27 protein-coding genes are annotated in these 25,019 nt (G+C 62.6%); 11 read left to right on the forward strand and 16 right to left on the reverse strand.

Going from position 1 to position 25,019, the window contains the following annotated elements:
* The first annotated feature begins 30 nt into the window (after positions 1-30).
* Positions 31-990, forward strand: coding sequence for a Gfo/Idh/MocA family protein (locus NKI31_RS04790; RefSeq protein WP_023683623.1), 960 nt, complete (start codon positions 31-33; stop codon positions 988-990).
* A 64-nt stretch (positions 991-1,054) separates the two neighbouring features.
* On the opposite strand, the gene mnmA is transcribed toward NKI31_RS04790, so the two are convergent.
* Positions 1,055-2,245: a tRNA 2-thiouridine(34) synthase MnmA gene (mnmA, locus tag NKI31_RS04795; protein ID WP_027049863.1), complete on the reverse strand. Its 1,191-nt coding sequence runs from the start codon at positions 2,243-2,245 to the stop codon at positions 1,055-1,057.
* A 257-nt stretch (positions 2,246-2,502) separates the two neighbouring features.
* On the opposite strand from mnmA, the gene sciP reads away from it, so the two are divergent.
* Positions 2,503-2,778 carry a CtrA inhibitor SciP gene (gene sciP / locus NKI31_RS04800; protein ID WP_013529904.1) on the forward strand — a complete coding sequence of 92 codons (276 nt, stop codon included), beginning with the start codon at positions 2,503-2,505 and terminating at the stop codon, positions 2,776-2,778.
* Between the two features lie 66 nt (positions 2,779-2,844).
* On the opposite strand, the gene NKI31_RS04805 is transcribed toward sciP, so the two are convergent.
* Complete coding sequence (locus tag NKI31_RS04805; protein WP_352650640.1) at positions 2,845-3,774, reverse strand: NADP-dependent oxidoreductase; 930 nt, start codon at positions 3,772-3,774, stop codon at positions 2,845-2,847.
* Positions 3,775-3,866: 92 nt separating this feature from the next.
* Here NKI31_RS04805 and NKI31_RS04810 point away from each other — a divergent pair, with 92 nt between their 5' ends.
* Positions 3,867-4,268, forward strand: coding sequence for a winged helix-turn-helix transcriptional regulator (locus NKI31_RS04810; protein WP_352650642.1), 402 nt, complete (start codon positions 3,867-3,869; stop codon positions 4,266-4,268).
* Between the two features lie 108 nt (positions 4,269-4,376).
* Here NKI31_RS04810 and NKI31_RS04815 read toward each other — a convergent pair whose 3' ends face one another.
* On the reverse strand, positions 4,377-4,754 hold the full coding sequence (locus NKI31_RS04815) for a flagellar export protein FliJ (protein ID WP_352650738.1): 378 nt from the start codon (positions 4,752-4,754) through the stop codon (positions 4,377-4,379).
* Between the two features lie 449 nt (positions 4,755-5,203).
* On the opposite strand from NKI31_RS04815, the gene ctrA reads away from it, so the two are divergent.
* Complete coding sequence (gene ctrA / locus NKI31_RS04820; protein WP_006203583.1) at positions 5,204-5,899, forward strand: response regulator transcription factor CtrA; 696 nt, start codon at positions 5,204-5,206, stop codon at positions 5,897-5,899.
* Positions 5,900-5,984: 85 nt separating this feature from the next.
* Here ctrA and NKI31_RS04825 read toward each other — a convergent pair whose 3' ends face one another.
* Both NKI31_RS04825 and chpT read right to left on the reverse strand, forming a co-directional pair.
* Positions 5,985-6,353, reverse strand: coding sequence for a response regulator transcription factor (locus NKI31_RS04825; protein WP_023669946.1), 369 nt, complete (start codon positions 6,351-6,353; stop codon positions 5,985-5,987).
* Between the two features lie 243 nt (positions 6,354-6,596).
* Entirely contained in the window at positions 6,597-7,226 is a 630-nt protein-coding gene (gene chpT, locus NKI31_RS04830; protein ID WP_023669947.1) for a histidine phosphotransferase ChpT, read from the reverse strand.
* Positions 7,227-7,618: 392 nt separating this feature from the next.
* Here chpT and NKI31_RS04835 point away from each other — a divergent pair, with 392 nt between their 5' ends.
* Positions 7,619-8,155, forward strand: coding sequence for a DUF1134 domain-containing protein (locus NKI31_RS04835; protein WP_245275028.1), 537 nt, complete (start codon positions 7,619-7,621; stop codon positions 8,153-8,155).
* Positions 8,156-8,309: 154 nt separating this feature from the next.
* The gene (locus tag NKI31_RS04840; RefSeq protein WP_352499770.1) at positions 8,310-9,470 is read left to right on the forward strand and encodes a coiled-coil domain-containing protein; all 1,161 of its coding nucleotides are present in this window, start codon (positions 8,310-8,312) and stop codon (positions 9,468-9,470) included.
* Between the two features lie 38 nt (positions 9,471-9,508).
* Here the strand turns inward: NKI31_RS04840 and NKI31_RS04845 are convergent, their stop codons facing one another.
* The 6 genes from NKI31_RS04845 to NKI31_RS04870 all read right to left on the reverse strand — a co-directional run bounded on the left by NKI31_RS04845 (position 9,509) and on the right by NKI31_RS04870 (position 14,250).
* Positions 9,509-10,303 (reverse strand): TrmH family RNA methyltransferase, encoded by a 795-nt coding sequence (locus NKI31_RS04845; protein ID WP_023691642.1) that lies wholly within the window; start codon positions 10,301-10,303, stop codon positions 9,509-9,511.
* A gap of 71 nt (positions 10,304-10,374) precedes the next feature.
* Complete coding sequence (locus NKI31_RS04850; RefSeq protein WP_023669951.1) at positions 10,375-10,713, reverse strand: ArsR/SmtB family transcription factor; 339 nt, start codon at positions 10,711-10,713, stop codon at positions 10,375-10,377.
* A gap of 153 nt (positions 10,714-10,866) precedes the next feature.
* Positions 10,867-11,637, reverse strand: coding sequence for a HugZ family pyridoxamine 5'-phosphate oxidase (locus tag NKI31_RS04855; RefSeq protein ID WP_023823373.1), 771 nt, complete (start codon positions 11,635-11,637; stop codon positions 10,867-10,869).
* A 35-nt stretch (positions 11,638-11,672) separates the two neighbouring features.
* Positions 11,673-12,839, reverse strand: coding sequence for a CaiB/BaiF CoA transferase family protein (locus NKI31_RS04860; RefSeq protein ID WP_352650645.1), 1,167 nt, complete (start codon positions 12,837-12,839; stop codon positions 11,673-11,675).
* 6 nt (positions 12,840-12,845) lie between these two features.
* Positions 12,846-13,607 carry a 3-hydroxyacyl-CoA dehydrogenase gene (locus NKI31_RS04865; RefSeq protein ID WP_023686192.1) on the reverse strand — a complete coding sequence of 254 codons (762 nt, stop codon included), beginning with the start codon at positions 13,605-13,607 and terminating at the stop codon, positions 12,846-12,848.
* A gap of 106 nt (positions 13,608-13,713) precedes the next feature.
* Entirely contained in the window at positions 13,714-14,250 is a 537-nt protein-coding gene (locus NKI31_RS04870; RefSeq protein WP_352650647.1) for a GNAT family N-acetyltransferase, read from the reverse strand.
* A gap of 271 nt (positions 14,251-14,521) precedes the next feature.
* Between NKI31_RS04870 and NKI31_RS04875 the strand changes: the two genes are divergently transcribed.
* Positions 14,522-15,508, forward strand: coding sequence for a glutathione S-transferase family protein (locus tag NKI31_RS04875; RefSeq protein ID WP_023699707.1), 987 nt, complete (start codon positions 14,522-14,524; stop codon positions 15,506-15,508).
* A 16-nt stretch (positions 15,509-15,524) separates the two neighbouring features.
* On the opposite strand, the gene NKI31_RS04880 is transcribed toward NKI31_RS04875, so the two are convergent.
* Positions 15,525-16,025 carry an NUDIX domain-containing protein gene (locus tag NKI31_RS04880; RefSeq protein WP_031195394.1) on the reverse strand — a complete coding sequence of 167 codons (501 nt, stop codon included), beginning with the start codon at positions 16,023-16,025 and terminating at the stop codon, positions 15,525-15,527.
* Between the two features lie 71 nt (positions 16,026-16,096).
* Here NKI31_RS04880 and NKI31_RS04885 point away from each other — a divergent pair, with 71 nt between their 5' ends.
* Complete coding sequence (locus NKI31_RS04885) at positions 16,097-17,023, forward strand: metallophosphoesterase family protein (RefSeq protein WP_023683636.1); 927 nt, start codon at positions 16,097-16,099, stop codon at positions 17,021-17,023.
* On the opposite strand, the gene NKI31_RS04890 is transcribed toward NKI31_RS04885, so the two are convergent.
* The 4 genes from NKI31_RS04890 to leuA form a co-directional block, all read right to left on the reverse strand.
* A complete protein-coding gene (locus tag NKI31_RS04890; RefSeq protein WP_023683637.1) occupies positions 17,024-17,641 on the reverse strand; it encodes a hypothetical protein in 618 nt (205 codons plus the stop codon).
* 84 nt (positions 17,642-17,725) lie between these two features.
* The gene (locus NKI31_RS04895; protein ID WP_023686188.1) at positions 17,726-18,529 is read right to left on the reverse strand and encodes an alpha/beta fold hydrolase; all 804 of its coding nucleotides are present in this window, start codon (positions 18,527-18,529) and stop codon (positions 17,726-17,728) included.
* Positions 18,530-18,632: 103 nt separating this feature from the next.
* Complete coding sequence (locus tag NKI31_RS04900; protein WP_023669961.1) at positions 18,633-20,402, reverse strand: tetratricopeptide repeat protein; 1,770 nt, start codon at positions 20,400-20,402, stop codon at positions 18,633-18,635.
* 193 nt (positions 20,403-20,595) lie between these two features.
* Complete coding sequence (gene leuA, locus NKI31_RS04905) at positions 20,596-22,335, reverse strand: 2-isopropylmalate synthase (protein WP_027049872.1); 1,740 nt, start codon at positions 22,333-22,335, stop codon at positions 20,596-20,598.
* A gap of 416 nt (positions 22,336-22,751) precedes the next feature.
* Here leuA and NKI31_RS04910 point away from each other — a divergent pair, with 416 nt between their 5' ends.
* The 3 genes from NKI31_RS04910 to NKI31_RS04920 are packed head-to-tail and all read left to right on the forward strand — an operon-like array spanning position 22,752 to position 25,014.
* Complete coding sequence (locus NKI31_RS04910; RefSeq protein WP_352650650.1) at positions 22,752-23,918, forward strand: ATP-grasp domain-containing protein; 1,167 nt, start codon at positions 22,752-22,754, stop codon at positions 23,916-23,918.
* Positions 23,919-23,923: 5 nt separating this feature from the next.
* Positions 23,924-24,700 carry an esterase family protein gene (locus NKI31_RS04915; protein WP_352650741.1) on the forward strand — a complete coding sequence of 259 codons (777 nt, stop codon included), beginning with the start codon at positions 23,924-23,926 and terminating at the stop codon, positions 24,698-24,700.
* Positions 24,700-25,014, forward strand: coding sequence for a nuclear transport factor 2 family protein (locus tag NKI31_RS04920; RefSeq protein WP_352650652.1), 315 nt, complete (start codon positions 24,700-24,702; stop codon positions 25,012-25,014). Before NKI31_RS04915 ends, NKI31_RS04920 begins: the two co-directional genes overlap by 1 nt.
* Positions 25,015-25,019 lie beyond the last annotated feature (5 nt).

The following is a 25,019-nucleotide window of genomic DNA, read 5'->3' on the forward strand; positions in this document are numbered from 1 at the left end:
TCTCGGCCAAGAAATTAGAGTTTGAAGCTGATGAAGCCGCGCATTGCAGTCCTCGGTTGCGGATACTGGGGCAGCAACCACATCCGCACCCTCAAGGCGCTCGGCGCGCTGCATGCGGTTTCCGATGCCAATCGGGCGCGGGCCGAAGGCTTTGCCAGCGAGCAGGACTGCCTGGCGATCGAGCCCGACCAGCTGTTCGTGCGTGACGATATCGACGCCATCGTCATGGCGCTGCCGCCGCAATTCCATGCCGATCTTGCCGTGCGCGCCGCTGAGGCCGGCAAGGACGTGCTGGTGGAAAAGCCGATTGCGTTGACCGTGCCCGACGCCGAGCGCGCCGTGCAGGCGGCCAAGGACAATGGCCGCGTGTTCATGGTCGGCCATGTCTTGCGCTTCCATCCCGCCTTCGAGACGCTGAAGGCGCTGATCGACAATGGCGAGCTCGGCGAGGTCCGCTACATCCACTCGCACCGGCTCGGCCTCGGCAAATTCCACACCGAGAACGACGCACTGTGGGATCTGGCGCCGCACGATCTGTCGATGATCCTGGCCATCACCGGCACCGAGCCGATCGAGGTCAGGGGCGAGGGGGCGGCACTCCTCGACAATCTCAGCGATTTCGCGCATCTGCACATGCGTTTTCCCAACGGGCTGCGCAGCCATCTCTTCACCTCGCGGCTCAATCCCTATCGCGAGCGGCGGCTGACCGTGGTCGGCACCAAGGCAATGGCGGTGTTCGACGATGTCGAGCCATGGGAGCGCAAGCTGGCCGTCTACCGCCACGCGGTGTGGCAGGACAGCGGCCAGTGGGCCTTCACCACCAACGAGCCGTCCTATGTCGCGGTCGGCCAGGGCATGCCGCTGACACGCGAGCTCGAGCACTTTATCCAGTGTATCGAGACGCGGGCCGAGCCGCGCACCAGCGGCGAGGAAGCCATCAGGGTGCTGCGCATCCTGACGGCGGGCACGGTCACGCACACAAAGTCCTGAGACCGTTTCGAAACTCTGCTCTTAAGGCAGATCGAAACTAAAACTGTCTCCGAGAGGGTAGTGTTTACTCAGCGGGAATCTGCGCCGGCCTGGCTGCGAGCCGGCTGAGCATGGCTTCGGCCTCGGCGCCGCGCTCGGAGCGCTCGATGAAGCCGCCGCCGAAAACGCGGGCTTCGTTGCCGTCGTCGGAATAGAGCACGCAGGCCTGTCCCGGCGCGATGCCGGACTCGCCGTCGACCAGTTCGACAAAGGTGCTGCCGGCGCGGTGATGCAGCACGGCCGGGCGCGGCGGCCGCGTCGAGCGGACCTTGGCGAACAGCTCCATGCCGGCGGCCGGAATGTCGGACAGCGCGCGATCGCCCAGCCAGTTCATGTTGCGCAGATAGATCTTGTGGGTCTCCAGCGCCTCGCGCGGGCCGACGATGACACGGGCCCGGTCGGCGTCGAGATGGACGACGTAAAGCGGCTCGCCCGAGGCGATGCCGATGCCGCGGCGCTGGCCGATCGTATAGCGCAGGATGCCGTCATGGCGACCGAGCACGCGGCCGTCGATATGGACGATGTCGCCTGGGTTGGCGGCAGCTGGCTTCAGCTTGGCGATGATGTCGGAATATTTGCCCTGCGGCACGAAGCAGATGTCCTGACTGTCCTGCTTGGCGGCAACGGTCAGCCCCATTTCTTCGGCGATGGCCCGCACCGCAGGCTTGGACAGCCCACCCAGCGGAAAGCGCAGATAGTCGATCTGCGCCTGCGTGGTGGCAAACAGGAAATAGCTCTGGTCGCGGTCGGCATCGACGGGCCGGAATAGCGCGCGGTGGGCGCCATTGGCCCCGGAGCGGATATAATGGCCGGTGGCGAGCGCATCGGCGCCAAGGTCCTTGGCGGTGGCCAAAAGGTCGGCGAACTTCACCGTCTGATTGCAAGAGACGCACGGAATGGGCGTTTCGCCGGCAACGTAGCTCTCGGCAAACGGGTCGATGACCGCCTTGCGGAAGCGCTCCTCATAGTCGAGCACGTAATGCGGAATGCCCAATGTCTCGGAAACGCGGCGGGCATCGTCAATGTCCTGGCCGGCGCAGCACGACCCGGCCCGGTGCGTTGCGGCGCCATGATCGTAGAGCTGCAGCGTGACGCCGACGACATCATAGCCTTCGCGCTTCAGCAGACCGGCGACGACGGACGAGTCGACACCGCCCGACATGGCGACGACGACGCGGGTGTTTTGCGGGCTGGCGGGAAGGTCGAGGCTGTTCATGGTTCTTTCGTTCTGCGCGGCGCTTCAATGGCAGTGGCGCGAATATAGGTCAACCACACCAGCGGCGCCAGCTTTGCGGCGGTGCCGATTTTGCGGGAAAATTGCGCGTCTGCCCGCCGTTGCCTCAAATGCCGACGAAAAGACTAACGCGGCGTTCATGATCCTTACCTACTCATTAGGGTTCGCTTAGGCAATTTTTAAAGCTGTGGCGGTAATGTGGTGGGGATTGGGTCTTTGAGTTTTTAGTAGAGAGTACGATGACCGATCTTGTTAGACCGCGAGTCAAATATGTTATTGGGCCTGACGGCAGCCCTCTTACGATTGCCGATCTTCCGCCGACGAATACACGTCGCTGGGTTATCCGGCGCAAGGCGGAAGTGGTTGCTGCGGTCCGCGGCGGGCTTTTGAGCCTCGACGAGGCATGCCAGCGCTACAAGCTGACCACCGAGGAATTCCTGTCCTGGCAAGCGTCGATCGACGAATACGGCCTTGCCGGGCTGCGCACGACGCGCATCCAGCAATACCGGCACTAGAGCCAGGACCACAATAGAAAAGGGCGCGGTAACCGCGCCCTTTTGCCTGTCGGTAATGCCTGCTGCTCAGACCGTCAGCACCACCTTGCCGATCGGCCTGGTGGCGAGAAAAGCGTGCGCGGCGCCCGCCTGTTCGAGCGGAAAGCTCTTTGCCACATGGACCGCAAGCTTTCCCGCATCGACCAGCTTGCCAAGTTCGACGAGGCCTTCACGGTCGGGCACGACGGACATGCGCTCGACGCGGATCCCACGCGCAGCAGCCTTGGCTCGGGTGGTGTCGTGGACATTGAGCAGCGACACCAGGACCCCACCGTCCTTCAGGACTGTCAGCGATTGGTCGGCATGGTCGCCGCCCATCGGCTCCAGCACCAGGTCGATGTCGCTGACCTCGGCGGCGAAATCTCCCTTGGTGTAGTCGACCACTTCATCGGCGCCGAGCGAGCGGACGAAATCGAGTTTCTTCGGGCTGGCGGTGGCGATGACATAAGCGCCGTGCGCCTTGGCGATCTGCACCGCCAGATGCCCGACGCCGCCGGCCGCAGCATGGATCAACACGCGCTGGCCGCGCTTCAGGCCGCCATGGCGGACAAGGCCTTGCCAGGCGGTCAGACCGGCCAGCGGCAGCGCGCCGGCATGATTGTGGTCAATGCCTTGCGGCTTCGGTGCGATTTCATCGGCCGGGGCCACAGCGAGCTCCGCATAGGCCGCGGCCTGCTTGGGAAAACGCGGCATGCCGAACACGGCGTCACCGACCCTGAGGCCGCCATCGACGCCTGGGCCTACCGCCTCGACCGTACCTGAAATATCCCAGCCCAAAGTGAAGGGCGGTTCGCCCAGCAATGGATAGTAGCCGGCGCGCACCGAGCCATCGACCGGATTGATGCCGGCAGCATGCACGCGCACGAGCACTTCGCCGGACTTGGGCGAGGGCGCGGGGCGATCGGCGATGACGAGGACGTCGGGCCCGCCGACGGAATTCTGGATAACGGCACGCATGGGAGGCTCCTGCTGGGGTTTTCTGAGCCACTATCATTTGGATAGTAACATTCCCTTGTCCAGTATGTACCTTTTCCATATATAGGCACCTCATGGATAGTGATAATGATTGCGGCTCCTGCTATGACGCCTTCCAGCGGACGTGTCCTTCGCACGCCGTGCTCGAGATGCTGGCCAGCAAATGGGTCTATCTGACGGTTTGTGCGCTGCGCCGTGGCCGGATGCGCAATGGGGAACTGGCGCGTAAGCTCGAAGGCATCACACCCAAAATGCTGACGCAGACCCTGCGCGTCCTCGAGCGCGACGGGCTGGTGCGGCGCGAAATCTTTCCAGTGATCCCGCCGCGGGTCGAATATGAATTGACCGAACTTGGCCAGAACCTGGCGGGGCTGCTCACCCAGATACGCTCCTGGTCGGAAGAGCATGTGCCTGACATCAAGCAAGCGCGGGCGAGGGCGGCGGCGAACCAGGACGGGGATTTGACACGGGCCTGAAGCTGCGGCCGCCTTGCGGCCAGGTCAGCAGCGCCGGAGCCTTTTGGCGCGCTACACGCAAAGCAAAGCGCGGCGTCAGGCGGCGCCGGTCGGGTTACAACCCTGCCGTCAGCCGATCATGACGCTGCGACCGCCGAGTTCCGCGTCGCGGATCTTGGTGTCGCGCGATTCCAGCATCTCGGCCTTGGAAAGCTCCGCTTCAGCTTCGCCGAGTAATGATTCGGCAGCGCTTCGCTGCTGGGCGAGGTCGCTTTGAGAGTTTCTGAGGTTATCACGGCGCAGACGCGCCGCCTTGGCGAAGGTCGGATAGGCAAAATGATTGATGTCGGTGATGCCGGCCTTCTTCTCCTCGGCGGTGATCTGAAGCTCCAGTTCAACGGCCATGCGCTCGAACTCGGCGATCATCATGTCGAGCTGCAGCAGCTGCCGCCGCTTCTCATTCACCTGAAATTGCTTCAGCCGAACGAGGTTTTCACGTGACTTCATGATTCGGTACTCCCGGAAACGCACACCTGCACATATCGTCCAATCCGCCCGCCAGGGCCTGGCGTCACCCGTATCCACCGGCATTCCCCGAACTATGGGAAACAAATCCCTAAAGTTTTTTGCCGGCGGTAACCATTCGTTTACGCGCATTGTTAATCATAAGGGCGAGGACTTAAGGCCGGGTAAAAATTCCGGCTCCCGATACGGAAGCCGGTCAGCGAGTCCCTTGAGTCACTTAGTCCGACTTATTAATGTGTTGCATTAGCGATTTGGTTCTGTGATTCATCATTAGATTCAAGAGGGTGTAGAAAGGGGTTAAAAAATCTGGTACCGTCCTTGGTGCGGAATTAGGTTTTGTTAACCATTCGATGGCAGCCTCTGTTCAGGCAATCACTGCTCCGGTCCCGGATGGGTCGTGACATGGTCCGGCGGCAGAAAAGGGGAATGAAATGCGCGTTCTGCTGATAGAAGACGACAGTGCAACCGCTCAGAGCATCGAGCTGATGCTCAAATCTGAAAGTTTTAATGTTTACACGACCGACCTCGGCGAAGAAGGTGTCGATCTCGGTAAACTTTATGATTACGATATCATTCTTCTCGACCTCAACCTTCCCGATATGTCCGGCTACGAAGTCTTGCGGACACTTCGCCTGTCCAAGGTGAAGACGCCGATCCTGATCCTGTCCGGCATGGCCGGCATAGAGGACAAGGTGCGCGGCCTGGGCTTCGGCGCCGACGACTATATGACCAAGCCGTTCCACAAGGACGAGCTGGTCGCCCGCATTCATGCCATCGTGCGCCGTTCCAAGGGCCATGCCCAGTCGGTCATCACCACCGGCGACCTGGTGGTCAATCTCGACGCCAAGACCGTCGAAGTCGGCGGCCAGCGCGTGCATCTGACCGGCAAGGAATACCAGATGCTGGAGTTGCTCTCGCTGCGCAAGGGCACCACGCTGACCAAGGAAATGTTCCTCAACCACCTTTATGGCGGCATGGACGAACCGGAACTGAAGATCATCGACGTCTTCATTTGCAAGCTGCGCAAGAAGCTCGACGCAGCATCCGGTGGCCAGAACTACATCGAGACGGTCTGGGGTCGCGGCTATGTGCTGCGCGAGCCGGAAGACATCCGCGTCAGCGCCTGAGCGAACACCATCCGAATGAACCATTGCAAAAAACCCGGCTCAGGCCGGGTTTTTTGCTGTCCTTTTTGGCCGAAAACGAGCCGAATCAGGCGGCAACCTTCAAGGTACGAAAACGTTCGAGCAGTTGCGGCCGGTTGAACGGCTTCAACAGATAACCCTGGGCACCGGCGCGCTTTGCCTTCATGATCGAGGCAACATCGACCTCGACCAGTGAGATCAGAATCTGCGGTTTGATCGTGCTCTCCATGGCGCGAACCTGGCGAATGACGTCGACCGCTTGCATGTCCGGCAGGGCGCCGTCGACGACAATCACATCAGGCATCTCGGCAGCGCACATCTCGACAGCATCAAGTCCAGTTGCCGCTTCGATCACCACCATGTCGGAGCCGCCAAGAATCCGTTTTGCAACCTTTCTGATGACGCTCGAATCGTCGACAAACATGCAGCGCTTCATTTCCGGGTCCTCTTTGCCATGGGGCGAACCGGCGGCATCCGGGTATCGGGATGCACACTAGGCCGATCTGGTAAAGAAGCAGAAAAGCCGTTAGGTAAAGTTTTTACAAACATGTCGTTTGCAGCCCCATTCGGCAGGGGCGTTGCCGGCGGTGAAACTTGCCTGTTCTGAATTGCCGCAAATATCAGCGGGAAAAGATACTTGATTGTTCTTGATGCTCGGCGTCCTGCCGAACGGCTTCGCTCAAGCCGCGGACAGCACGATCTCTTCGGCGGTCGCATGAATCGAGATCGTCATGTTGGCCTCACGCGCCAGCAGCAGCGTGTAGTAGGGCTGGACGGTATGGGCGTCGATAGGCTCCTCGGGCTTGTTGCCGGAATGGAGCTCGAGGAATTTCGGCGGCACGCGCAGCATCGGGCCGCTTGCGGCAAGCGCAAAGCGCGGCTCGGTGTCGAGGTTTTCCAGCGTGACCACCAATCTGCCACCGCGCGGGATGGCAGCATTGGCGACGAGCAGCAAATTGAGCAGCAGCTTGACCTTGTTCTTGGGCAGCAGGGCGCGAACCCCGTTCCAGATCAATTCCGGCTTCTCGTTCTTCAGGAAGGCGATGGCGACGGACTCGGCATCGCCGGTGTCGATCATCATGCCGGCCGAACCGGCGGCGCCGAAGGCGATGCGGGCGAATTGCAGGCGGGCCGAAGCGTTTCTGGCGCTCTGCCGGATCAGTTTCATGGCGTCTTCGTCGGCGCCGCCCTCGTCCAGGAGTTCAAGGCCGTTGTTGATGGCGCCGACCGGCGAAATGATGTCGTGGCAGACTCGGCTGCACAACAAGGCTGCGAGATCGGGTGCGGAGAGAGAGAAAAGCTCAGCCATCGGCGAAAAATCCCTGCTAAAATTCACTTCCTGGTGGCCGCGCGGCCGACAGCCACGCTCACCACCCGAATCACGCTCTCTCCCCCCAGGCATTCTGAATACACAGCGCCCGAGCGTGCAGCAACAATCCACAATTCTCGTGAGAAAAAACGGCATCTTTGCACAGGATGGGAGCCCGCGCAGACAGTCAGAAACAGCCTTCGAACCGCCATGTTCATGTGGGAGGTTAATGGTTGAAAAAGGATTACGGCATAGTTTGCCCGTAACAGTCATCCTTAACGGCCGCCTAAAGAGCCGGACGGGGTGCGAGGCGTCGGCGAAAGTGCTCCCTGACGGAGATTGGAAGCATGGTTTCCCGATTCTACGACCGGACGTTTGTCCGCGTCTTCTTCATGGCGATTGCCCTCATGGGCGCTCTCGCTTTCTCAGCCTCTGCGTCGCGGGCACAGGAATACACCGCTCAGGAGATCGTCGATTCCGGTCACAAGTTCTTCGGCGCGACGTCGGGCGGTCTCGCAACCGTCGTCGAGAAGATTTTTGCCTCCTACGGCCTGCCCAATGGCTATCTGCTCGGCGAAGAGGGATCCGGCGCGCTGATCGGGGGCCTGACCTATGGCGAAGGTACGCTCTACACCAAGAATGCCGGCGACCATAAGGTGTTCTGGCAAGGGCCTTCGCTCGGTTGGGATTTCGGCGGCGAGGGATCGCGGGTGATGATGCTCGTCTATAACCTCGACGACGTCAGCAATCTCTACAATCGGTTCGGCGGCGTTGCCGGTTCGGCCTATGTCGTGGCCGGCGTCGGCTTCAACGTGCTGCAGAACAACAGGGTGCTGCTGGTGCCGATCCGCACCGGCGTCGGCGCGCGACTTGGCGTCAATCTCGGCTATCTGAAGCTGACGCAGAGGCCGACCTGGAATCCTTTCTGAGCGATTCCGACCACACTTCGACCCGATCAACAGATTCTGACCCGATGCAGCTGCGGCAAACCCTTGCCGCAGCGCTGGATTTGCGTCATGCGAACATGGCAAAGTCCAGAGTGGCGGTTGCCGGATAGCGGCCCGCCCGTAACGGGTAGTCACCTTGGTTCAGTCGATCCTGTTCTTCGCCCTCGGCTTTCTGTGCGCAGGCTTTCTGGCGCTGCTGGTCGCGCCGGCCATCTGGCGGCGGGCGGTTGTGCTGACACGCAAGCGTGTCGAGGCGTCGGTGCCGCGAACGCTGGCCGAGATCCAGGCCGACAAGGACAGCTTGCGGGCCGAGTTCGCCATGACGACGCGCCGGCTCGAAATCAGCATCAAGACGCTGCGTGAGCAGGCGAATGAGCAACTCGTCGAAATCAATCGCGGCCGCGAGGCGCTGAAGGGCCTGGCGGTCGAGCGCAAGGACAAAAAGCAGGCGCTTTCGGAGCTCGGGGAAAAAAACGAATTGCTCCTGCATCGCGAGCAGCAGATACAACAGCTGTCTGACAGGCTTGCACAAACAGAGCGCATGATGGAAAAGCGCGCGCTCGAGCTGGAAAAGCTCGAACATATGTACGACGACGCGTCCTTCTCCTCCAGCAATCGTCAGATCGAACTGGTGGCGCGCGAATCCGAGCTGGAAAAACTCGCCAACGACATTTCAGTGCTGCGCGGCCAGCGCAAGGAGGCCGACAGGCGCCATCAGGAAGTCGTCACCGAGGCCAAGGCCACGCGCGATGCCTTGAAGGCCGAAAAGAAAAGAACCGCCGACCTCGACAGAAAGCTCGAGCGTCTGCTCGCCACGCTTGCCGATCGCGAGGACAAGCTCGATCGCCGCGAAAAGGAACTGGCCCGGCTTCGCGAACGGGTGAAGGGCGAGGCTGCGGGAGGCGCCGCGGCTGCTGGCCTGGTTGGTGCGCAAGACAGTGCCCGCGCCAGGAACGAGGACATCGACAAGACGCTCGCCAAGCTCGAAGGCGACCGAGAGCGGCTCGAAGCCAGGCTGACGACGCTGGCCCGCGAAAACAAGCGGATGAAGGCGGAGCTTGGCGGTTCTGGATCCGCGAAGCCCCGGAATGGCCCCGGCAATGGCAATGATGCCGGTTCTGCCTTGCGCGAACAGATGAACAATCTGGCGGCTGAGGTCGTCCATTTGACGGCCAAGCTCGAAGGACCGGATTCACCGATCGCCAAGGCGCTGGCGGCGCCGCAGGAAACGCGGTCAGGAACCACCAGCCTCGCCGATCGCGTCCGGGCGTTGCAGAAGGCGGACTCGCCGAGCTGAGTTTCGAGCCTCGGCTTGGAATTGCCCGACTACCCCTATCAGCGCGAAAAATGATGCAGCGCGATGGCTGAGGCGGCCGCAACATTCAGGCTGTCGAACCCTTCCGACATCGCGATCCGCACCGTCCGCAGGCGAGTGAGCAGCCTCTCCGGGAGGCCCTCGCCTTCGGTGCCGAGATAGAGCGCCAGTCGTTTCGGTCGCGCGGCATCGCGAATGTCAGCCTCACCACGCGGCGACAAAGCGACCTGGCCGAAGTCCAACTCGCCGAGCTTCGCGATGAAAGCTTCAGTGTCGCCGAACGACGCAAAGGGCACCTTCAACGCGGCGCCGACGGAGACGCGGATCGCCTTGCGATACAGTGGGTCGCAACAGGTGGCGTCGACGAAGACGGCATCGGCGCCGAAGGCGGCGGCATTGCGGAAGATCGATCCGATATTGTCATGGTTGGCGATGCCGATGAGAACGACGATCAACGCTTCGGCAGGCAAGGTGTCGAGCAAGGCCTCGGCGGGCTGTGGCGTGCCCTTGCTGCAGATCGCCAATATACCGCGATGCATGTGGAAGCCGGCGATCCTGTCCATGACGGCGCTTGCCGCAACGTAGACCGGCAGGTCGGCAGGGGCCTTGCGCAGTATGTCGTGGAGCCCGGCCAGGCGGTTTTCGAGAACCAGGACCGACTCCGCAGCAAAGCGTCCGGCTGACAGCAGGACGTCCAGCACCACCTTGCCTTCGGCAACGAACCGGCCATGGCGGCCGGTGAGATCGCGCTCGCGGATGTCGAGATAGGCGGCGACCCGCGGATCGCGCGCGTCGTCGATCTGGATCGGATCCATCAATACCTCGGCCGGCGAAAAATCGTCAGCGAGGTAAGGAGCGATCGGAGCCGCCAGTCAAGCCCTGCAGGTCAAGTCCCGGCGCGGCGCAGACGCGTTGCCATCTGGGACAAGTCGCCTATCCCGAAAATGCCGTCCAGCATGCGCAACAGTTCGCGCACCGCTTCGGACTTGCAGGAATAGTAGATCATCTGCCGGTCGCGGCGGGTCTCGACAAGATCGAGCGCCCTGAGCTTGGCCAGATGTTGCGACAAAGCGGACTGGCTGAGCATCACCTTTTCGGCGATGGCGCCGACCGACATTTCACCGTCGGCCAGATAGCTCATGATCAAGAGCCGCTTTTCGTTGCCCATAAGGGTCAGAAATGTCGCCGCCGATTCGGCATTGGCGATTAGTTTGGTCGAGACCATCGATGCCCCATGTTTTCCTGCTCATCCAAACGCTATGGGGGCAAATAGCGTTGGCTGCTATAATTCAGCTATGGATCACGCTGCTGATTCAGCGTCGCCTGAATCGTAGATCATTTCGCCCAAATCTCAAGACGTGCTTTTGATTCATGACGATTATCCTTGCGTAGCTGGCGCACGACCGGCTTTGGCCATGTCGACCAGAACCGGCCGCAGGTCGCGCGCGGTCTTCAATGGCTGTGGAAAATAGACCCTGCAAACGGTGTCGCCCGATGCCAGGTCGATGCCATCGGCATCGAAGCCGGTCATGGTCCAACCATCACCTTCAACCCTGGCGAAATGATGGGCATAGACGGCGATGGCGTCGAGATGGTCGGCATTCATGTGGTCGAGAGCGGATTGTTCGCTGGCGGCCAGCTCGTCGACGATCAACCCCTCGGTGATGAGATCGGCACGGTCGAGCAGGTAGGCCTTACCGAAGCCGCCATTCAGGCTGGCGCGCTCCGGCTCGAGGCGAAAGATCGAGAAATCGCCGAGCCCGGCATAGAGCTTTGCCTTGGGATTGCGGTTGAGATAGCGCCGCTCGGCGCGGGCATGCGCGCTCGACCCGCGTTCCAGCGGCTGCGCCCGGCAGACCAGCGTTATCCTGGGATGCGCCAGCGGATCGCCCTTGCCGGGTTCGCCGACAAGCAGCGAGCAGCGCGGCTCGGCAAGGATGGCGCCGGTATGGGCTGACAGCGCCGAGACAAGGATCAGAGGCGTGCCATCGATGTCGGTGGCGACTCCGACCCTGGAGGCCAGCGGTGCGCCGGTCGAAGGCTCGATCACCGCGAGGGCGCCGAAACGGGCGCTGCGGATCAGCGTTGCGGCCAGCCTGATCGCCTCGGCGTCCGTCGCGCGAATGACGTCCTTCTTCGGCTGGTCCAAAATGCCCACCAGGTAAGTTGATTTTCTAAATCCAGTTACTGGCCAATCATGCCGGCTTTGACAAGCGCTTTGATCTCGGCTGTCGAAAAGCCGAAGCGCGCCAGCACGGTCTGAGGTCGCTGATCGTCATCTTCAGGCATGCCGGCAAGCGCCGGCTGCGAGGTCGAGAAGCGTGGCGCGGGTGCGGGCCGCTCGAGCGCACCGGCTTTCACAAATGCGTGACGCGCCCGGTTGTGCGGATGATCCCTGGCTTCGGCCAGCGACAGAACCGGCGCCACGCAGGCATCGCTTGCGGCAAACAGCGCGTCCCAGCCGTCGCGTGTCTTCTGCCGGAACCGGTCGGCAATGGCCGCGCGCATGTCCGGCCACAACGCCTTGTCGTATTGGCCGCGGACAAAATCCTCGCCGAGCGGCAGCAGCCTTGCGAATGCGGCGAAGAAGCACGGCTCAAGGCAGCCGACCGCAACGTGGCGTGCGTCCGCCGTCTCATAGGTGTCGTAGAAGGGCGCACCGGAATCGAGCAGGTTGGCGCCGCGCCGGTCGCTCCACAGACCTGCCGACATGAAGGCGTGTATGGGGGCCGCCAGCATCGAAGCGCCCTCGACCATCGCCGCGTCGATCACCTGGCCTTTGCCGGAGCGCGAGCGCTCGAACAGCGCTGCAAGCACCCCGGCGATCAGCATCATGGCGCCGCCGCCATTGTCGGCGATCAGATTCAGCGGCGGCACCGGCCGACCTTCCTCCCGGCCGATGGCATGCAACACACCCGAATAGGCGAGGTAGGTGATGTCGTGGCCGGCACGGCCTGCGAGCGGCCCGTCCTGGCCGAAGCCGGTCATGCGGCCGTAAATCAGCGCCGGATTGCGCGCCAATGCAGCATCCGGGCCGAGACCAAGCCGCTCCATCACACCGGGGCGAAAGCCTTCGACAAACAGATCGGCCTTTTCGGCAAGGCGCAGCAGCAGTTCCGTTCCTTTGGCCTGCTTGAGGTCGACGCGCAGGATGGAGCGGCCGTGACGGTCGAGATTGTACGCATCGGAGAGCGGCAGCAGGGGTTGGTCCGAACCGGTGCGCTCGATGCGCAGCACCTCGGCGCCCATCTCCGACAGCATCAGCCCGGCCAGAGGCACCGGGCCGAGCCCAGCCATCTCGATGACTTTCAGGCCGGCCAGCGGACCGGTCTTCACTGCGCCGGCCGCCATGGCCGTCTATTTCGGCGCCATGCGGATTGCCCCATCGAGGCGGATGGTTTCGCCGTTCAGCATCTGGTTTTCGACGATATGCAGGGCGAGCGCGGCATATTCGGACGGCTCGCCGAGGCGGGACGGGAAGGGCACGGCCGCGCCGAGCGAATCCTGCACCTCCTGCGGCATGCCGGCCATCATTGGCGTCTTGAAGATGCCGGGCGCGATGGTGCAGACGCGAATGCCGGAGCGCGCCAGGTCGCGGGCAACCGGCAGCGTCATGCCGACGACGCCGCCCTTGGATGCGGCATAGGCGGCCTGGCCGATCTGGCCATCATAAGCGGCCACCGACGCGGTGTTGACGATGACGCCGCGCTCGCCGCCCTGCAGCGGTTCGAGTTGGGCGGCACGGTCGGCGACGAGGCGGATCATGTTGAAGGTGCCGATCAAATTGATCTCGATCACCTTGCGGTACTGGTCGAGCGGATGTGGACCATCCTTGCCGATCGTCTTCACGCCGATGGCAATGCCCGCGCAATTGACCAGGATGCGCGCTGGCCCAAGTCTCTTTTCCACCTCGGCGACCGCGGCCGCACCGCTGTCGGCGCTGCTCACATCGCACTGGATGGCGGCGCCGCCAATGTCGCCCGCCACCTTCGATGCCCGGTCGATGCCGATATCGAAAATGGCGACGCGCGCGCCCTTGTCGGCCAGCGCGCGGGCGGTTGCCTCGCCGAGGCCGGAGCCGCCGCCGGTTACGATCGCAATCTGGCCGTTCGGGTTCATGCTGCATGCTCCGTGCTGCTCCGGGTCATGCTACGGAGGTCGCCGCCATGGTGCAACCTGACCAATGGGGATCCATCGCGACCGGTGCCGCGACCGATCCTGGAGCTCAGGCCATCACTGGTGCCTGCTCCGCGATCCTGGCAAGGCTGGCATGGCCGACCTCGCCGGAGAGCCGCGCCACGGCACCGGGCACGATCTCGTGCGACAGCAGCCGGTCGAGGTCGACCGGGCGCGGCATGGAGATCTGGCCGCGGGGGATCTTTCTGAAGCCGAGCGGGCCGTAATAAGGCTCGTCGCCGACAAGGATCACCGCCGGCGCGCCGGCCTTGGCGGCCGCCTCCAGCGCGATCACCACGAGCCGGCGGCCGATACCGAGATTCTTGAAGGCGGGCCGCACGGCAAGCGGCCCGAGCATCAGCGCGCGTCCGGCGCCGGCGGCGATGCGGGTCATGCGCACCGAAGCAACGACGATGTCGCCATTCATGGCGACAAAGGATAGCGAGCGCTCGTGGCCGCCGGTCTCGCGAATCTTGTAGGCGGCCAGCACGAAACGGCCGGGGCCAAAGGCTTCGTCGTTGATGGCTTCGATTTCGGGATCATGCGCCGGAGTTTCCGGCAGGTATTTCACGTCGGCAAGGCTCATGGTCTTCGCGGTCCGATAAAGAGGAAAGGTTGCTGCAAGCGGCAGCGTTCGCCAGTCAGCGCTTTCTAAGCGCGGGCGCCCTTTCGTCGTCGGTCAAACCGGATCAAGCCAAGATCGAACATGCGGAGTGTCCGCTAGCATCAATTTCCGGCGGCTGCAATCGGCTGTTTTCATCCGGCGTTTCATACGAGTGACGCTCTGTTCAGCAGATGACGGCTTCGACATTGCCGCCTTGCGACTACATTGGCCAAGGCACGCAAGGAGATTTCGTATGGGATTGCTGGTCGAAGGCAAATGGCAGGACCGTCCGGCCAATGTCGATAGCAGCGGCAGGTTCATCCGCGCCGAGACACAGTGGCGTGACTGGATCACGCGCGACGGCGCGCCGGCGCAAGGTCGTACGCGCGGCTTCAAGGCCGAGCCCGGACGCTACCATCTTTATGTCTCGCTCGCCTGTCCGTGGGCGCACCGCACGCTGATCTTTCGCGCGCTGAAGAAGCTAGAAGACATCATCCCGGTTTCAGTCGTACATCATTTCCTCGGTGCTGAGGGCTGGACGTTTTTGGCCGAGGATGGCGCCACCGGCGACACGCTCTACGGCCTCGACTTCCTGCACCAAATCTACACCAAGGCCGATCCAGCCTATTCGGGCCGGGTTTCGGTGCCGGTGCTGTGGGACAAGAAGGAAGAGACCATCGTCTCCAACGAATCCGCCGAAATCATCCGCATGCTCAATTCGGCCTTCGACGAGTGGGGCGATGCCGCTCTCGATTCCTATCCGCCAGGCCTGCGCGGCGAGATCGACAAGGTCAATGCGCTGGTCTTTCCCGCCGTCAACAACGGCGTCTACCGCGCCGGCTTTGCCACCACGCAAGCGGCCTATGAAGAGGCGTTCGGCGAGCTGTTCGCGGCGCTCGACACGCTGGAGGGCCGACTGTCAAAACAGCGCTATCTCACTGGCGAGCGTGTCACCGAGGCCGATTGGCGGCTGTTCACCACGCTGGTGCGTTTCGACCCGGTCTATGTCGGCCATTTCAAATGCAATCTGCGCCGCATCGCCGACTATCCGAACCTTTCGAACTATCTGCGCGACCTCTACCAGGTGCCCGGTATCGCCGGCACGGTGAACCTGCACCACATCAAAATGCACTATTACGGCAGCCACGAGAGCATCAACCCGACGCGCATCGTGCCGGTCGGGCCTGGGCTCGACTATGGCGCGCCGCACGACCGGGCGCGGTTCAGGCAGGCGGCGTGAGCATCGGATTGACAGCCTACCAGTACGGCGATACCGGCTCGCCTTCAAAAACCTCGGCAAGCCGCCGCAGCGTCGCCGGCGTCGTGCCATGCGGCAAGCGGTCGAGCGGAAAGAAGCCTGCTTCGGCGATCTCGTGGTCCGGCAGTTTCGGCGCGGTCTGGTTGAAGGTTTCGATGAGATAGAGGCCGACATGGTCGCGGCGGCTGGAGCGGCGGTTGAAATGCATCGATTTCAGCACCGGCTGGGCTGTCAGCGCGATGTTGCCTTCCTCGGCCAGTTCGCGCACCAGCGCCTCACCGAGCGTCTCGCCGACTTCGACGCCCCCGCCCGGCAATTGCCAGCCGGGGACATAGGTGTGGCGGATGAGGAAGACAGTGTTCGAGGCGCGATCGTGGATCAGGCCGCGCACGCCCAGCGTCATCGGCCGCCGCAGCAGGAAATAGAGATGGAACAGCCTTGCCCTGAGGCCTGCCCAGCCGGTCTGGCGAAACGCCTGCTCCGGGTCCGATATAGCCATGACTAGCGAAACCGTGGATGGGCAGGAAACAGTGAGTGGAAAGCGGGGAGCGCGTCGCCTATGAAGGAAGGATGTTCAGGCTCGCGCATATTTCCGATGTCCATCTGGGGCCGCTTCCCGGTGTAACCTATCGCGAACTCGCGTCCAAGCGCGTCGTCGGCTACGTCAACTGGCAGCGCAACCGCCGCCGCCATATGCACGATGCCGTCATCGACACCATCGTCGCCGACATGAAGGCGAGCACACCCGACCACCTCACCGTTACCGGCGATCTGGTCAATCTGGCGCTCGACGGCGAGATCGAGATGGCCAAGCACTGGCTTGAGACGCTGGGTTCGCCGGAGGATGTCTCGGTGGTGCCGGGCAACCACGACGCCTATGTGCCGGGCGCCTTCGACAAGGTCTGCCGCTCCTGGGCGGCGTGGATGAGCGGCGACGGCGTGACTGCGCCGATCGACCGCAACGCTTTTCCCTATCTGCGCGTACGCGGCAATGTCGCGCTGATCGGCGTTTCGACGGCGCGCGCCACGGCGCCGTTCATGGCCAACGGCTTCTTCCTCGAAGGTCAGGCGCAAAGGCTGGCGACAGTGCTCGACGCAACGAACAAACGCGGCCTGTTGCGGGTGATCATGATCCATCATCCGCCGGTGCGCGGCGCCGTCGCCCAGCAAAAGCGCCTGTTCGGCATCTCCCGCTTCCACAAGACCGTTCATAGGCATGGCGCCGAACTCGTGCTGCACGGCCATTCGCATCTGCCGTCGCTGTTCTTCATCGGCGGGCGCGGCGCCAGGATTCCGGTCGTCGGCGTCGCCGCCGCCGGGCAGTCGCCAGGCAGCAAGAACCCGGCGGCACAGTACAATCTGCTCGATATTGACGGGGAGAAGGGCAATTGGCTGATTCGCCTGACGCGGCGCGGCCTGACCGGGCCGGCCTTGCCGCCATCGGACCTGCAGGTCATTGAACTCGGCGCGCAGACACCGAGGCCTCCAGATCGTTGATCAGAAGCTGATCTTCATCGCCATCAGGCGATCCCAAAACAGCGCGGCCGCCACCGCCAGGCCAACAAGCGCGCCGGCGGCGACCAAGCCGAGACCGGAAAGGAACGTCGACCAGCCCTTGCGGGGCACGGCTGCTTGCAAGGGCGGCTCAGCTTCCGGCACGGCGGCGCGTTTCAGGTCGGCGACGGCCGGCTCGACACCGCCCTCCATCATGCGCTGGCGCTCGACGATACGCTCCGCCACATAGCGCGTGACCTGATCGGCGACCGGTTTCATATCGGTCGATTCGGCGAGCACGACGCGGCCGATGCGGGTATCCCTGAGAAAGCGGTAGGTGCGGCGGTCGCGCCCCATGGCGACATGGCTGACGGCGTCGATCCACAGGCGGGGCTGCAGGCCGGAGGAGACGACGAAGTCGAAATTGTCCATGTCGGCGGGCACGTCGGCAAAGACCGGGGCGAGCTCGGCGGCGAGCAGATCAAGCCGCATCCGGTGCGCCTCGCGCATGTCGACCACGACATCGTCGCGATCGGCGAAGGCATTTTTCACATCGCGAACGGCGTCGGACAGTTTGCGGGAGGTGTCGATGGGGGTGATGTTTTCGCCAGTGTCCTTCATCGGCGTCGCCTCGCTGATATGGTTAATTGCGAGTTAACACAGGCGGCGGCAAAATGCACTGGCGAGATGCGGGGCGCAAGTAAGTTAGCTCGCCGCGGCCTCGAATGTCGGACGCAGGCGCCTGCCGCGGCGTGCCATGTTTCGGCGCACGGCCTGGGCGACCACATCAGGCACTTCCTCGACCAGCATATGGCCGGCATCGAGCACGTGATGAATATGAAAATGCGCCGGCAGACAATCAGCCTGGGTAAAGGGCAGCACCGGATCGTCCGTTCCCCAAACCACCATCACCGGCATGTCGAGGGTGTCCAGCTGTTCGCGGGGTATGACCCCCTGCCGCTCGTTCCTGGTCATGACGGCCGATATCTCAATCAGCTTGCGCAACTGGCCGGGGCGACGGCGTAGGTCCGCCAGGACGCCAACGATGCGTTCGGGCGGCGGGCTTCGCGGTCCCGACATGGCGGCAAGGCAGGCGCGGATTTCCCGTCTGTCGGCGGCCGCGGCGTAGCGGCGCAACAGCGGTCCGTTGATCTCGGGGCCAACACCGCCCGGCGCCAGAAGCGTCAGCGAGCCTATCCTTTCAGGCTCGGCAAGCGCCATCAGGGAGGCGACCGCGCCGCCCATCGAATGACCGGCGACATGCACCCTTGCTATCCCGCGTGCGGCGATATCGGCGAGAACCGCTCGCGCCGCTGTTTTGGCCGGGCCGCTGCCAGGAAATTCGAGAGACAGTCCGTGTCCCGGAAGATCGTAGGCCAAGGTCCTGACATCGGGCCCTAGCGACGCGGTCACCTCGCGCCAGATATCATGGCAACCACCGAAGCCATGCAGCAGGACGACCGTCTTCGGCCCGGCGCCCCGCTCGGCAACATAGAGGGATGAGACCATGAAAATGTGCGATTATTGCAAGACTGGAGAGGAAATTCGAATCGAGGCTGGATTGCTCCCAGTCCAGACCGATGGCCAGTAAAGTTTTCGCGATCCGGAAAGACTAGCTGGCGTTGCCGAGGCCCGCGGCGCGCAGCGCCTCAACCAGCCGGTCGGTCAGATCGGCGGGATATTTGCGCTCGGCGAAGGCCGCGCGCGGATCGGCGGCGAATTTCGGGAATTTGGTGGTCAGCTCATCCAGAAGCTTGGCTGCCAGCTGTTCGCGGCCGGCAGCCTTGGCGCCGATCAGCCGCGCCGCCAGATAATGCGATTTCATCGCCGTCGTGCGCAGCGACTCGCTGGCTATCGCGGCCTTGTTCATGTCGCCCAGCATGAATTGCCCGGCGAAAAGCCCAAAATCCCACCATGTCGGATGGCCGCTGAACGTCTCGACGGCATGGGTCAGGATGGGTGTTCCCTCGGCATATTTGCCGGCAAAGATCAGGCCATAGCCGTAAGCGGCAGCCATGCCGAGGTCGTAGGGGTTGAGCTCATAGGCCTTGCGCATCCAGCGGATCGATTCCTCGGTGTTGCCGAGGCGCGAATTGAGGTAGCCATAGGCGCGGTGCGCATAGGGGCTGGTCGGTCCCATCTGGATGGCGCGATGGGCGAAAGACATTGCTTGTTCGACCGTCGCGCCAGGCGGATAGGCGTAATGATCGGTGGCGGCCTCAAGGGTCAGGGAGGCCAGTTCCGAATAGACCAACGACGATTTCGCACCCTGGCCGGCGAGGTTGTCCAGGCAGCGATAGGCGGCCTCGTGCGTCCTGGTGCTCTGGTCGAGATAGTATCTGTCGTTGAGGATCAGGCAGCTCGTCAGCCCGGTCTGAATGCCGTTCTGTTCGATGTAGCTGTAGAGCGGGCCGGAGGCGGGAACGGTCGAGCTGAGGATGGCGGCGATACGATCCTCGACGGTGCCAGGTGCGCTGTCGGCGGCCGTCAGACTGCGGGACAAAAGCACGCGGCCGGTCGCCACGCTCTGCAGTTCGAGCGTCACGTCACCTGCCATTGGTCCCGGCAGGACATCGAAAACGAAGCTGGTCGGGTCGGTGCTCGGATCGCGCTTGCTGTCGGCGTCGCGGCCGATGAAGTCGATCGTGTCGAAACCGGCAAGGCCGGCGCGCAGCGAAGCGGCGACGCGGCCGGCCTCGGGGCCGGTGGCCTTCACCGCGATGTAGACGAGGGGCAGGGCCTCCATCGACGGCGATGCGATGCTGCTCGTTACGCCCGCGGTCTCGACCACCGCGGTAGGATCGCTGCTGGCAAGCAATGCGCCGCTGCCCTGGCGCAGGATGAGCACGCCCAGCATGAGAATGACCAGCGTCATGGCGACCCAGAAGAACTGGAGATGGCGCGCCAGCGAAGGCCCAGGTTCTGTAACCCCCGAAGCTGTCGCGGCAGCGGGAACGGCGTCAAGAGCCGCCTGGTCGGGCGATCCGGGCAAGGCGGCTACCGCCGCCGCAAGCGGCTCCTGCCCAACCGGCAGGCGTATGGCGTTGAGCTCATAGGACGGCACGTAGCCGCCGCGCGGAATGGCAATGCGAACCGGTTCGGCTATGCCTTCATTGGCGAAATAATGCTGGAGAAGTTCGCGCAGCCGGCCTGCCTGCACCCGGACAACGGCGTCGGTCGACGAATCGAAATCGCCGTCCTTGCCGAAGACGTCCATGGCGATGGAGAAACCCTTGAGCCTGTCGGCTTCGCCGGCCTGCTCGCGCTCAACAAGATAGCGCAGCAACTTGCGCGCGCGCTCGGAACGTCCGAACGTTTCGCTGGCGAGCAGTCGCTCCAGTGTCTCGCGCACTGCGGGGGCGGCAGGCGTGGCATGCTGCAAGTGTCGATCCTCTCGAAGTCGGCACAGGTTGAGGCGCAATCATATAGAGCCTGCACTTCCATACAAGCATGCTTATGTTATGCGATCGCGTAACACACCGGATAGTTGCCGGTGTTTGACACAAAAGACCGGAATTTCCCTCGGCAAATGGGGGATTTCCGGGCGCCGCGGACATTCGGCGCCCGGGAAAATATCAGCCGGCCTTGCGGCCGATTATCCGGTTGGCGGCCGAAACAACGGCTTCCAGCGAGGCGGCGACGATGTTGGTGTTGATGCCGGCGCCGAACAGCTTGCCGCCGGGATATTCCATCTCGACATAGGAAATCGCCGAGGCGTTCGAGCCGCGCTGGAGCGAATGTTCGGAATAATCAAGCACCGACATGTCGACGCCAACATGACGCGACAGCGCATCGACGAAGCCGTCGATCGGGCCGGTGCCGGAGCCGGCGATTGTCGTCTCCTTGCCGTTGTCGAGGATCACCGCCTCGACCACGCGCCGGCCCTTTTTCTCGGTATCGGGATAGGTGTGATGGTCGAGGAACTTCAGTCGTGCGCCGGGCTGGTCGACATAGGTTTCAATAAAGCGGTCATGGATGCGTTTTGCCGGCACTTCCTTGCCTTCGGCGTCGGTGATCGCCTGGATCTCCTGGCTGAACTCGATCTGCAGGTTGCGCGGCAGATTGAGGCCGTAATCGGCCTGCAGTACATAGGCGATGCCGCCTTTGCCCGACTGCGAGTTGATGCGGATGATCGCCTCGTAGCTGCGTCCGACATCTGCCGGATCGATCGGCAGATAGGGCACTTCCCAGACCGGCGTGTTGGCCTTCTTCAAGGCCTTCATGCCCTTGTTGATGGCGTCCTGGTGCGAGCCGGAAAAGGCGGTGTAGACGAGTTCGCCGACATAGGGATGGCGCTCGGAGATCTTCAGCTGGTTGGAATATTCGTAGACGTCCTTCATCCGGTTGATGTCGGAGCAATCCAGATGGGGATCGACGCCTTGCGTGTACATGTTGAGCGCCAGCGTCACGATGTCGACATTTCCGGTGCGCTCGCCATTGCCGAACAGCGTGCCTTCGACGCGGTCCGCACCCGCCATCAGGCCGAGCTCGGTGGTGGCGATGCCGGTGCCGCGATCGTTGTGGGGGTGCAGCGAGATCAGCAGGTTCTCGCGGTCGTCCAGGTTGCGGCACATCCATTCGATCCGGTCGGCATAGATGTTGGGCGTCGACATCTCGACCGTCGACGGCAGGTTGATGATCAGTCTGTTGTCGGCTGTCGGCTTCACGATCTCGGTGACGGCGTTGCATATCTCCAGCGCGACTTCGAGCTCGGTGCCGGTAAAGCTTTCGGGCGAATATTCGAAGCGATAACCGCCGCCGGCCTTGGCCGCCATGTCGGTGATCATCTTGGCCGCGTCGGTGGCGATGCGCTTGATACCGCCGACATCCTTCTCGAAGACGACGCGACGCTGCAACTCGCTGGTCGAATTGTAGAAATGCACGATCGGGTTGGTGGCGCCCTTCAGAGATTCGAAGGTGCGGGTGATGAGTTCGGGACGGCACTGCACCAGCACCTGTAGCGAAACATCAGCCGGCACATTGCCTTCCTCGATGCACCAGCGGGCGAAATCGAAATCGGTCTGCGAGGCCGAGGGGAAACCTATCTCGATCTCCTTGAAACCCATGTCGAGCAGCAGGGCGAACATGCGCGCCTTGCGCTCATGGCCCATCGGATCGATCAGCGCCTGGTTGCCGTCACGCAAATCGACCGAACACCAGATCGGCGCCTTGTCGATGACCTTGTTGGGCCAGGTGCGGTCGGTGAGGCCGACGGTCGGATAGGGCTGGTACTTGCGGGCTGCGTCCGGCATGTGGCCGGCCGCGTGTTTTACGCTTTCGGCTTCGCCGGATCGGATCTCTTCTCGTGCGTTCATCGTCTTGTTCTCCCGGCGGCTCGCGGATCGGTCTTCAGACGGATTGGTGGCGAGCAGCGCCTTACCAGATTTTCGTTCGCTTGATGTGAAGTGCCAATTTGAACTGGCCAAGGAGCGTGCGCGTAAGCGGCGGTTCGACCGCCGGGCGCTCCTTCAGCGAACCCGGCGATCGCCGATAAGGCCGAGAAGAAGCAGGGTCGATGCCAGCGCGCGCACGGTCTCGCCGGCAAAGCCGGTCGGACGGGAAGCGACGGAGGAGACGCGCGTGTTCATGGCCGGTTTCATACAGGAGCGACCATGGACAGGCAAGTGGGGCCATTTCCAGCCTTCCCGAGCACTCTTCCCCATGCGTGGCAAATGCGCCAAACTTGCATGAGGCCGTGGTCGCAATGCTTCGCCGTCGGGAGGGGTCATTCATGAATTTCGTTTTCTTCTCGCCGCATTTTCCCGCCAACGGCGCCGATTTCTGCGACCGGCTGAAGAAGGCCGGCGCCACGGTGCTGGGCATTGGCGATGCGCCCTTCGATGCGCTGGACGGCAAGCTGAAGGCGGCCCTGTCGGAATATTACCGCATCGCCGACATGGAGGACTACGATCCGGTGTTCCGGGCGATGGGTCATTTCATCCACAAATGGGGCCGCATCGAGCGCTTCGAGTCACTCAACGAGCATTGGCTGGAGCTGGAAGCCAACATCCGCACCGACTTCAACATCTACGGCACCAAGCTCGATTTCGTGAAGAATTTGAAGCGCAAGAGCCGCATGCGTGCATTCTTCCGCAAGAGCGGCGTCGACACCATCGCCCAGCGCAAATGCTCCGACCGGGCCGGCGCCATGACCTTCATCCGCCGCGTCGGCTATCCCGTGGTGGTGAAGCCCGATTCCGGGTCCGGCGCCTCGAACACCTTCAAGATTTCCAACGCCAGGGAGCTTGACCAGTTTTTCAGAGACAAGCCCGAGGACGTGACCTTCGTCATGGAGCAGTTCATCGAGGGGCTGGTGGTGACCTTCGATGGGCTGGTCAACCGTGACGGCGAGGTGGTGCTGGCGGCCAGCCACCGCTACGACCAGAGCATCATGGAAGTGGTCAACAAGGATCGCCACATGAGCTACACCTGCTTTCCCAAGGTCCGACCGGCGATCGAAGAGGCCGGCCGCAAAATCCTCAAGGCGTTCGACGTGCGCGAGCGCTTCTTCCACATCGAGCTGTTCGAAACCAAGGACGACCGCGTCATCGCGCTTGAGGTCAACATGCGGCCGCCCGGCGCCTGGATGACCGATGCGATCAACTACACGTTCGACATCGACGTCTACGCGGCCTGGGCGGACATGGTGGTCAAGGATGCCACCGGTGGTCCTTATGAGGGCAAGTATTTCACCGCTTATGCCAGCCGCAAGCAGCACCTCCACTATTTGCACAGCCATGAGGACGTGATAGCCGCGCATCGCGACAAGATCGTCCATCATCAGCCAATTGAAGAGGTTTTCAGCCGCGCCATGGGAAATTACGCCTACCAGATGCGCTCGAAGGACGAGAGAGAGCTGCGCGCGGCCGTCGCCTACATCCACGCGGAAAAGGCTTGAACGCGATGGACATCTCCTATCACAAGCATTTCGCCCGCAATCTCGGCCGCGACATGGAATACAAGCGCTACGGCCATGCCGGCCGGCCGGTGGTGGTGTTCCCGACGTCGCAGGGGCGGTTCTACCAGTTCGAGGATTCCGGCGGGGTTGGAGCGCTGGCCGAATTCATCGATACCGGCCGCATCCAGCTGTTTGCGGTCGACGGCGTCGATTCGGAATCGTTCTTCAACAAGCATGCCGGCGCCGCCCACCGTATCGGTCGCCACGAGGCTTATTTCCGATATGTGCGCGAGGAGGCGCTGCCGGAGTTTCTGGCGACCGCCGAGCAAGCCAATGGCGGGCGCAAATTAAAGCCGCTGTTCACCGGCTGTTCGATGGGCGGTTATCATTCCTCGAACTTCGTCTTTCGCTTTCCCGAACTCGCCAGCGGCGTCATCGCGCTGTCGGGCGTCTATTCGGCGGGCGACTTCTTCGGCAAGGTGCTGGAAGGCGACATTTTCTACAATTCGCCGCTCGAGTATCTGCCCGGCATCGTAGACCCAAAACTGCTTGCCCGGCTGAAGTCGCTGAGGATGATCTTCTGCTGCGGGCAGGGCGCCTGGGAAGAGCGGATGCTGGTCGAGACCCGCAGGCTGGAACAGATCCTGCGCGACAAATCCATTCCCGCCTGGGTCGACTATTGGGGCGGCGATGTCAGTCATGACTGGCCATGGTGGCACAAGCAGCTGGTCTATTTCTTCGGCCGCTGGCTGGATGATGATCTGATGCACCGGCTCGATTGATGACCACACCCGAACCTATCCGCCGCTTTATCGAGGCCACCAATGCGGGTGATAGCGAAGCCGTTCTCCACACGTTCACAGCCGACGCGTCCCTGACCGACTGGGGGCGGTCCTTCCAAGGCCGCCAGCAGATCGCGCGCTGGAACCAGTCGGACAATATCGGCGTGAAGTCCAATCTTCGCATTGTCCGCATCGCCGAGGTCGAGGGCAGCTACCGCGTCCGCATTGCCGTGAAAGGCAATGGCTTCAACGGCCAGGGTGACATGACCTTCGTGCTGGACGGCCACCGCATAGCGAGCCTCGTCATCTCCTGACGCGG

It is taken from the genome of Mesorhizobium sp. M0659, from assembly GCF_040320605.1.
Lineage (GTDB): Bacteria > Pseudomonadota > Alphaproteobacteria > Rhizobiales > Rhizobiaceae > Mesorhizobium.